Source organism: Aneurinibacillus aneurinilyticus ATCC 12856 (assembly GCF_000466385.1).
GTDB lineage: Bacteria > Bacillota > Bacilli > Aneurinibacillales > Aneurinibacillaceae > Aneurinibacillus > Aneurinibacillus aneurinilyticus.
In genome coordinates this window covers 1-580 of record NZ_KE952663.1, presented here as the reverse complement: position 1 = coordinate 580, position 580 = coordinate 1, and the positions used below count along the sequence as shown (strand labels likewise).

The window sequence follows — 580 nt, the reverse complement described above, 5'->3', positions numbered from 1 at the left end:
GCTAACTTGGACGCATTATAAACAAGCGTAACAAGATCAAAATGAATCTTAGCTCTTTGTCCCGTACGGTAGCGAACATTGTTTAATTGGAAAAACTCTTTCAAATAGGCAATGACCCGTTCTACAGCGGTGCGTTGAGCATAGAGGTCTTCCCACTTCTGACTTCCACGAGCCGGTGCTGTATAGCGACGCAGATCGGTTTCGATTCGTACCTTGTATACTTTTTGGCACAATGAATCGTGAGCCAATGGACAATCTATGCACGCTTTAGGCCGTACAAATTTGATGGTTTTATACCTCTTGTCATAGCTGTCATACTGATAGGAATGTTCTCGAACACAAGTCGGAGTGAAGTTCTTGTCAAACCCAACGATTTCTCCTTCGTTTCGTTTGTTATACGCAATGATCGAGTGCGCTTCCATACGGTGAATTTGTTCGTAAACGGGAACATAGTCATACCCGGCGTCTAGCATGCCATATCGAATGGAAAGAGGGAGTTTTGCGACTCCTTTTAGCAACGGAATCGCAGCTTTTCCATCATTCAAACTACCCGATGACATCATGGATTCCAAAATGTACT

The 580-nt window shown here is 43.6% G+C and carries 1 protein-coding gene; it reads right to left on the bottom strand.

Going from position 1 to position 580, the window contains the following annotated elements:
* On the bottom strand, positions 1–580 hold a 580-nt coding region (locus tag HMPREF0083_RS00820), incomplete at both ends, for a transposase (RefSeq protein WP_021619008.1).